At 72.2% G+C, this 7549-nt stretch carries 10 protein-coding genes; 6 read left to right on the top strand and 4 right to left on the bottom strand.

Translation table 11 applies throughout. From position 1 onward, the window contains the following. Positions 1 to 225 precede the first annotated feature (225 nt). Positions 226 to 735, bottom strand: coding sequence for a trans-aconitate 2-methyltransferase (locus tag LPA41_RS39655; protein WP_229076653.1), 510 nt, complete (start codon positions 733 to 735; stop codon positions 226 to 228). Positions 736 to 835: 100 nt separating this feature from the next. Next, a complete protein-coding gene (locus LPA41_RS39650; RefSeq protein WP_229076652.1) occupies positions 836 to 1390 on the bottom strand; it encodes a cysteine hydrolase family protein in 555 nt (184 codons plus the stop codon). 88 nt (positions 1391 to 1478) lie between these two features. Between LPA41_RS39650 and LPA41_RS39645 the strand changes: the two genes are divergently transcribed. Next, a complete protein-coding gene (locus tag LPA41_RS39645) occupies positions 1479 to 2444 on the top strand; it encodes a LacI family DNA-binding transcriptional regulator (RefSeq protein WP_229076651.1) in 966 nt (321 codons plus the stop codon). Positions 2445 to 2489: 45 nt separating this feature from the next. After that, positions 2490 to 3101: a GNAT family N-acetyltransferase gene (locus LPA41_RS39640; protein WP_229076650.1), complete on the top strand. Its 612-nt coding sequence runs from the start codon at positions 2490 to 2492 to the stop codon at positions 3099 to 3101. A 99-nt stretch (positions 3102 to 3200) separates the two neighbouring features. On the opposite strand, the gene LPA41_RS39635 is transcribed toward LPA41_RS39640, so the two are convergent. After that, positions 3201 to 4118 (bottom strand): zinc-binding dehydrogenase, encoded by a 918-nt coding sequence (locus LPA41_RS39635; protein WP_229076649.1) that lies wholly within the window; start codon positions 4116 to 4118, stop codon positions 3201 to 3203. 83 nt (positions 4119 to 4201) lie between these two features. Here LPA41_RS39635 and LPA41_RS39630 point away from each other — a divergent pair, with 83 nt between their 5' ends. From LPA41_RS39630 to LPA41_RS39620, 3 genes are all read left to right on the top strand, one after another. After that, positions 4202 to 4921, top strand: coding sequence for a TetR/AcrR family transcriptional regulator (locus tag LPA41_RS39630; RefSeq protein ID WP_229076648.1), 720 nt, complete (start codon positions 4202 to 4204; stop codon positions 4919 to 4921). A gap of 89 nt (positions 4922 to 5010) precedes the next feature. Continuing rightward, positions 5011 to 5337, top strand: coding sequence for a multidrug efflux SMR transporter (locus LPA41_RS39625; RefSeq protein WP_229076647.1), 327 nt, complete (start codon positions 5011 to 5013; stop codon positions 5335 to 5337). Beyond that, on the top strand, positions 5334 to 5879 hold the full coding sequence (locus LPA41_RS39620; RefSeq protein ID WP_229076646.1) for a TetR/AcrR family transcriptional regulator: 546 nt from the start codon (positions 5334 to 5336) through the stop codon (positions 5877 to 5879). Before LPA41_RS39625 ends, LPA41_RS39620 begins: the two co-directional genes overlap by 4 nt. Here the strand turns inward: LPA41_RS39620 and LPA41_RS43165 are convergent. Beyond that, a complete protein-coding gene (locus LPA41_RS43165; RefSeq protein ID WP_229076645.1) occupies positions 5876 to 6466 on the bottom strand; it encodes a TetR/AcrR family transcriptional regulator in 591 nt (196 codons plus the stop codon). The genes LPA41_RS39620 and LPA41_RS43165 overlap by 4 nt on opposite strands. 119 nt (positions 6467 to 6585) lie before the next feature. Between LPA41_RS43165 and LPA41_RS39610 the strand changes: the two genes are divergently transcribed. Further along, positions 6586 to 7548, top strand: a complete 963-nt coding sequence (locus LPA41_RS39610) for a serine hydrolase (RefSeq protein ID WP_229076644.1) — start codon at positions 6586 to 6588, stop codon at positions 7546 to 7548. The last annotated feature ends 1 nt before the right edge of the window (position 7549 follow it).

Raw genomic sequence — 7549 nt, 5'->3', positions numbered from 1 at the left:
ACCGGGCACATCACCGCACACTGTGGGGACCGGCGCACCGCAGACCGCACACTGCGGGGACCGGCGCACCGCAGAAGCCGGCCGGTGCGCCGATCTCCGCCTGGCGGTCAGCCGACGTACGCCGGCTGACCGCTTGGCGCCGACGTCGCACGCCGGCTGCCTGCCTACCGGCAAGCGGTCCCGTGCACCGGCTGTGCGCTGGCGCCCGGACGCCGTGCCCCGGGCTCAGGCTGCCCGCAGCACCGCCACCAGGAAGTCGGCGCCGGGCGTGAACGGGCGCAGATCCCACGTGCCCAGCAGCAGGTCCGGTTCCAGTCCGGCCACCGCCGCGTCCTTCAGGAACTGGTCGAACTCGTACCCCCGCCCCTCGCCGAAACCGACCACCGCACGCCCGCCCTCCGCGAGATGCTCACGGAAGCGCCGCAGGATCACCTCTCGGCTGCTCGGCGCGGCGAACGTCATCACGTTTCCCGCGCACACCACCACGTCGAAGCGTTCACCCAGCGACAGCTCCGCGAGGTCACCCACCTCCCAGCGGACGCCGGGGAACTCGGCCCGTGCCTCCGCGATCAGTTCCGGGTCGAGGTCGACGCCGACGACGGTGTGCCCGCTCGCGGCGACCCGGCCGCCGACTCGTCCGGTCCCGCAGCCGGCGTCGAGGATGCGCGCGCCGCGCGGCACCATGGCATCGATCATGCGGGCCTCACCACCCAGGTCATCCCCGCGGGCGGCCATCTCCCGGAAGCGGTCGATGTACCACCGGGAGTGGCCGGGATTCTCGGCGATTTTGCGAAGCCACAGGTTGTCCGACTGTTCGATCACGCATCTACGGTAGTCACCCCTCGAACGAGACCTTCGCCGTTTCGGCCGTGCCGCCGGTCCGGCCGGGCGCGCGCTGGCTCTGCCAGTAGAGGTTGGTGTGCGCGATGACCTGCTCGGGAGCCGGAGCACCGTACGCCGAAAGGTCTTCGGTGGTGTGTGCGTCGGACACCAGAAGGACGTCGTAACCCCGGACGAACCCGCCGTGGATCGTCGACCGGATGCACGCGTCACTCTGTGCGCCGGTGACCACGAGCCGGCCGACCTGACGCTCGGCCAGCAACTCCTCCAGCTCGGTGGCCTCGAACGAGTCGCCGTAGGTCTTGTGGACGAGCGGCTCGGTGTCGGCCCGGGCCAGCTCCGGGACGAACTGCCAGTCGTCGCTGCCGCGCGCGAGCCCGTCGTCGGAGTGCTGCACCCAGATCACCGGCACGTTCCGCAGACGCGCCTTGTCGAGCAGCGTGTTGATGTTCGCGATCACCTCGTCCCGCCGCGGGGCGCCGGCGACGACCCCGTTCTGCACATCGATGATCAGCAGCGCCGTGTTCGGCCGATCGGTCAGCGTCGTCATGCCGGGGACAGTAGACGGGCCCACCGACATTTTTGCCCCGTGACCGGGCGGGGCGGTTTCTGTCGCACCCGGCAGGCAGGATGTCGGCATGACAGCCAACCCGGGTCTCGCCGACGTGGCGCGCCGCGCCGGCGTCTCCGTCGCCACCGCGTCGCGCGTGCTCTCCGGCCGGGGCCCCGCCTCCCCGGCCAGCCGCGACGCGGTCCGCCGGGCCGCCGGCGAGCTGGGCTACGTGCCGCACCCGGTCGCCCGGCGGCTGGCCGAGAGGTCCGGCACCCGCATCGTCCTCGCGGTCCGGGACGAGCGCGCCGACATCCTGCGCGACCCCTTCGTCACCAGGGCCGCCGCGGCGATGGCCGCCGCCACCGAGCCGGCGGGCCTGGGCACGGCCCTGATCCGCCTGCCGCTGAACGCGGCCGCCGAGCTGGAGCGGCTGGCGGCCGACCGCAGTGTCGCCGCGCTGGTGGTGGCCGGCCACGACCGCGACCTCCCGGCAAGGCTGCCCGGTGGGCTGCGCGGCCGGACCGCGATGATCGGTGTCGGCGGCAGTGACGTCGACAGCGCCGCGGGCATCGGCGCGCTGATCCAGCACCTCTGTGCGACCGGTCGCCGGCGGATCGCGCTGGTCGCCGGCCCGTCCTGGCTGGGCGCCTCGTGGGCCCCGCTGACCACCTACAACCGGCTGATGCGGGCGGCAGGCCTGCCGGCGCGCGTCGTGCACGGCGACTTCACCGCGGCCCGGGGCCGGGACGCCGCCCGCGAGATCCGGAGACGCTGGCCCGACACCGACGCGATCGCCACCGTCAGCGACGCCACGGCCGTCGGCGTGCTGCGCGCTCTCGCGGCAGATGGCGTCCGAGTTCCGGCCGACATCGCGGTGACCGGTTTCGACGACAGCCCGCTGGCCGAGGCGGTCCACCCCGGCCTCTCCACCGCCACTCATCCGGTCGAGCTGATCGCGGTGGCCGCGGTCCGCGCCGCCCTGGGCGAGCCGGCGCCGGGCCGGCTGTTCCCCAGCCATCCCGTGATCCGCGGTTCGTGCGGTGCGGCGTGATCGCCCTCTTGCGGTGGAACCGCTTCCACGACTTAAGGTCCGCCGGTGCCCGAGATCCGCCCCTACCGCCCCGGTGACCTGCCCGCCCTCTACGACATCTGCGTGCGCACGGCCGACGCCGGCAACGACGCCCGCGGTCACTACTCCACCGACCAGCTGATGGGCGACCTGTTCGCCGCCCCCTACGCCTATCTGGAACCGGAGCTCGCCTTCGTCGTGGACGACGGCGGCACGGCAGTCGGCTACCTGGTCGGCACGGCCGACACTGCCACGTTCGCCAGTCGCTACCGGGCCGAGTGGATCCCGCGTCTCGGGGACCGCTACCCGGTTCCGCCTCCGCCGCCGCGCACCCCCGAGCAGGACATGCACGCCCTGCACCACCATCCGGAGCGGCTGCTCGTCACTGGCCTCGACGACCATCCCGCGCACCTGCACATCGACCTGTTGCCGGCGTACCAGCGTCGCGGCCACGGCCGGCGCCTGATCGACCGGTTCCTGGCCACGGTTCCCGCGCCCGGCGTCCACGTCGGGATGCTGACCGCGAACGTTCAGGCACGGGCGTTCTACGACCGGCTCGGCTTCGAGGTTCTGCCGGTCGCCGTCGCTGGGCCGCTCACCTACCTCGGCAAGCGGGTGGCCGGGTTCGATCCACGGTGAACAAAGCGAGGGCGCTGGCAGGTGGCCGGGTTCCACGCGCGCTGAACACCAAGCGACGGCGCAGGTGTCGGACAAGGCAGGGCAGCGGGCGGAGCCGCGTCAGGTGATGTCGAGGACGACCTTGCCGGAGACCCGGCGCTCGCGGAGCGCGCCGATCGCGTCGGCCACGTCGTCCCAGCCGGTGCGCAGGGCGATGCCCGGGTCCAGGGTGCCGCCGGCGACCCGTTCCGCGAGCCAGGTCAGGTCGGGCGGCATCGGCGCGCCCTCGGTGTTGAAGAAGGTGACGATGGTGCGTTCGTGCCGCCCCTGGTGGCCGGCGAAGGACATCGGCGGGAACGTCTCGCCGGTGCCGGGCCCGACCGAGACCAAAATCCCGTGCGGGGCCAGCCGGTCGTAGGCGTGTACCAGCCCGATCCCACCGGCCGTGTCGACGACGCCGTGCACGAGTCCGTCCACCTCGGCAGGATCGGCCACGACCTGGCCTGCGCCGAGCGTTCGCAGCTGCGGGCCACGCCCGGCCGGGTCACTCGTCACCGCCACCACGTCGGCGCCGCCCAGCCGCGCGAGCTGGACGGCGTACCGTCCCACACCGCCCGCCGCCCCCGTGATCAGCACCCGCCGCGCCAGGATCGGCCCGATCCTGCGCAGCGCCCGCAGTGCGCTCGCCCCGGCGACCGCGACGGTGCTGAGCGGGCCCGGGTCGGCGTCGCGCGGCGCGGTGCCGAGTTGTGCCGTGGCGACGGCACGCAGTTCGGCCCAGCCCCCGCCGGCGTCGATCGTCACGACGGGTGTGCCGACCGGCGGGCCGGAGCCGTCCGCCGCCGCGCGTTCGATCACCCCGGCTGCCTCGTAACCGGGGACGCTGCCCTCGGGAGTCTGGTCGTAGCCGAGGTCGCCGGGGTTGAGGGACGTCGCCCCGACCCGGATCAGTGCCTGATGGGGCGCCGGTTCGGGGTCGGGCGCCACGCCCAGCCGGAGCCCGGCGGGAGCGGAGTGGTCGACGAGCAGAGCACGCATGCCAGCACCTTTCGACAGTGGAGTCACCGAGTGTGCCACTCAGTGGCAATTGGCGACAGGTGGCATCCAGGTAGGCTGATCACATGAGTGCCCGACCGCCCCTGCGCGAACGCCGCAAGCAGCGCACTCGCGAGGTCCTGGTGGAGAGCGCGCTGGATCTGTTCGGCCGGCGCGGCTTCGACAACGTGACACTCGACGAGCTCTGCGACACGGCCGAGGTCTCCAAGCGGACGTTCTTCCGGACGTTCGCCAGCAAGGAGCAGGTCGCGATGTCCACCTACGAGGATCTGTGGGCGGCGGCGCTGCAGTCCCTCGAGACGGCCCCGACGGTCGAGCGCCCGCTCATCGACGTGATGCGCGACAGCCTGCTCGCCGGGATCGGCGCGATGACCTCCGAGGGCTGGGCGGACCGGCTGCGGCGCAGCATCCACCTGTCCACCGCGTCACCCGCCGTCGAGGCCCACTGCCTGTACTTCTGCCACCGCACCACCCAGGCCGCGCTCGCCGTTCTGGAACGGCGTCACGGCCTGGCCGCGCCGCACGACGTCCGGGTGCTGCTGGCCATGGACATCGTTGTCGCGGCGCATCAGCGGAGCATCGCCCGATGGGCCGCCCGCGACGGGATCGCCGACCGCGCCCTGCTCACGGCGGACACCAGGGCGGCGTTCGAGGCCGTCGGCCCCAGCCTGGCCATCACCACCACCATCACTGCCACTGCCAGGAACGACAAAGCCGACACCGCCGTGGACGCTCGGAAGACAGCCACCCCGGACGATCGGGCCGCCGCCGCCTTCGACCACTGACACCTGCGTGCGGCCAAGGACCCAGACCCCGGACCATTCTGTACGATCGTACTTGTACAAACGTACCAGAATGATCCGAGAGGCCTGCCGTGGCATACGTCTTCCTGTTCGGCGCCATCGCGGCCGAACTCGTCGGCACCAGCCTGATGAAGGCCACCGAGGGGTTCACCCGCCTCTGGCCGACGCTCGCCTGCCTGGCTGCCTACGCGGCGTCGTTCACCCTGCTGTCACAGGCAGTGAAGGGCATCCAGGTCGGGATCGCCTATGCGATCTGGTCGGGGGTGGGCACGGCGGCGATCGTGGCGATCGGCGCGACAATCCTCGGCGAGCCGATCACGACGGTCAAGATAGCCGGGATCTCCCTCATCATCGCCGGGGTGGTCGTGTTGAACCTGAACAACGGCGCGGCGCATTGACCGGCCGCCGCACCCGGGATCCGGAGGCACGCCGCGCCGCGCTGGCGACCGCGACCATGGAAGTGATCGCGGAGAACGGCGTGGGCCGGACCACGCACCGCGCGGTCGCCGCCAGGGCCGGCTTGCCGCTGGGCGCCACGACCTACTACTTCCCGACCCTGGACGACCTCATCGCGGCCGGCCTGGCCCATGCCACCGCGATGCTGCGGAGCTGCCTGGACGAGTGGGCGGAGCGGCTGCGCGGCGCACCCGACCTGGCCGCCACGCTGACCGAGCTGACCAGGGAATACCTCACCGACCGGCAGCAGGTGCGCCTGGAGTACGAGCTGTGCCTCGCCGCCGCCCGTGACGCCCGGCTGCGCCCACTTGCCGAGGTCTGGATGCGTGGCTTCACGGACGTCCTGGAACCGTACGTCGGCGCCGCCGCCGGCCGGGACATCTGCGCCCTGCTTGACGGCCTCATCCTGCTCACCCTGACGACCGGAACCGATCTGGACGAGCCGGGCCTGACGGCGGCGATCCGCCGGCTGACCGGGGGCTAACCGGCGACCAGCGCGCGTACGCCGCTCACGTACTGTTTGCGGTCGACGTTTCCCAGCAAGATGCGTTGCAGAATGTAACCCTGGATCAACCCGAACAACGCCGCGCCAACCCCCTCGGGATCCGCTCGCGGGTCGAGCTGGCCAGCGACCTGCGCGTGCTCGGCGACCTGCACCGCCCGGGAGCGCACCCGGCCGTAGATCTCGGCGACGAGCGCACCGACCTCCGGGTCGTGCACCGCCTCGCCCCAGACCTGCACGGCGATGCGCACCGGCCCGTCCTCGGCCACCGACCGGTCGACAAGCTCCAGGACGCGGTCGACGATCTCCGTGACCGGTGGCATCGGGTCGGCGGCGAGCAGGTCGTCGAGCACCGACGTCACCTCGCTGATCTTGGCGCCGGCGATCGCGGTGATCAGCTCGTTCTTGCTCTTGAAATAGCGGTAGAACGCGCCGACCGACAGCCCGGCTTCCTTGATCACGTCCTGCATCGACGACTGGTGGAAGCCCTTGCGGACGAAGCACCGCACGGCGGCGTCGAGGATCTGCTGGCGGCGAGCGGCGAGGTGAGCTTCGGAGACGCGGGGCACCCGGCAATCGTAGAGTTCGGCGAACCCGGCGCCGACGCCCCGGCGGCGGCCGACGCGTGGCGGGGAAGTCCTGCGCGGCCGGGCCGGCTGGTTTGTGCCAACCCGCCATCATGGTGCCCATGACCGATCTCGACCAGGCCGTCGCAAAGCTCGCCCGCCAGCGGCACGGTGTGGTCGTCGCCGCGATCACCGGGGACTCCGCGGAGGTTCGCGGCACCGCCGGCCACGACGCGTCCACCCGGTTCGAGATCGGCTCGGTGACCAAGGTCTTCACGGCGCTCACGCTGGCTCGGCTGACCCTCGACGGCCGCGTCTCGCTCGACGAGCCGCTGAGTGACCTCCTGTCCGCGCCGGTCCCGACACGCGACGGCACCGCGATCACCCTGCGTCACCTGGCCACTCACACGTCGGGGCTGCCGCGCCTGCCCACCGGGATGCTGCTCGGCGCGCTGCTGCGGCCCAACCGCACCGACCCGTACGCCCAGTGCACCGAGTCCTACCTGCTCAGCGCCCTGTCCCGGACCCGGCTGGGCGCGACACCGGGCCGCCGGTTCCGCTACTCCAACTTCGGGGCGGGCCTGCTCGGCCTCGCCCTCGCACGCCGGGCCGGCGTGAACTACGAGACGCTGGTCGCCGACGAGGTCATCACACCCTTGCAACTCAGCGGTACGAGCATCGGCGGCACCACCACGCAGGGCTACCGCAAGCCCGGCAAGCCGGCCGGACCGTGGCACCTGGCAGCCCTGGCCGGCGCGGGCGGTCTCCGATCGACCGCCACCGACCTGATCCGTTTCGTCCGCGCCCACTGGGATCCGACCGGCCTGCTGGCACCCGCCGTAGCGATGGCCCTCGATGTCGAGCACCGGGTCAACCCGTTCCTGACCGCCCGGCTCGGGTGGATGTCGCGGCGGTTGCAGGGCGGCCAGGTGCAGATCTTCCACAATGGCGGCACAGGCGGATTCACGTCGTTCGTCGGCTTCGACCCGGCGAAACGCGTGGGCGTCATCGCCTTGAGCGACACGCAACGCTCAGTGGACACCCCCGCCTTCGCGTTGCTGACCGCCCTACAATCCAACGCCTAGA

The organism is Actinoplanes sp. DH11 (assembly GCF_020873875.1).
Classification (GTDB): domain Bacteria; phylum Actinomycetota; class Actinomycetes; order Mycobacteriales; family Micromonosporaceae; genus Actinoplanes.
This window is presented reverse-complemented; position numbering and strand designations above follow the sequence as displayed.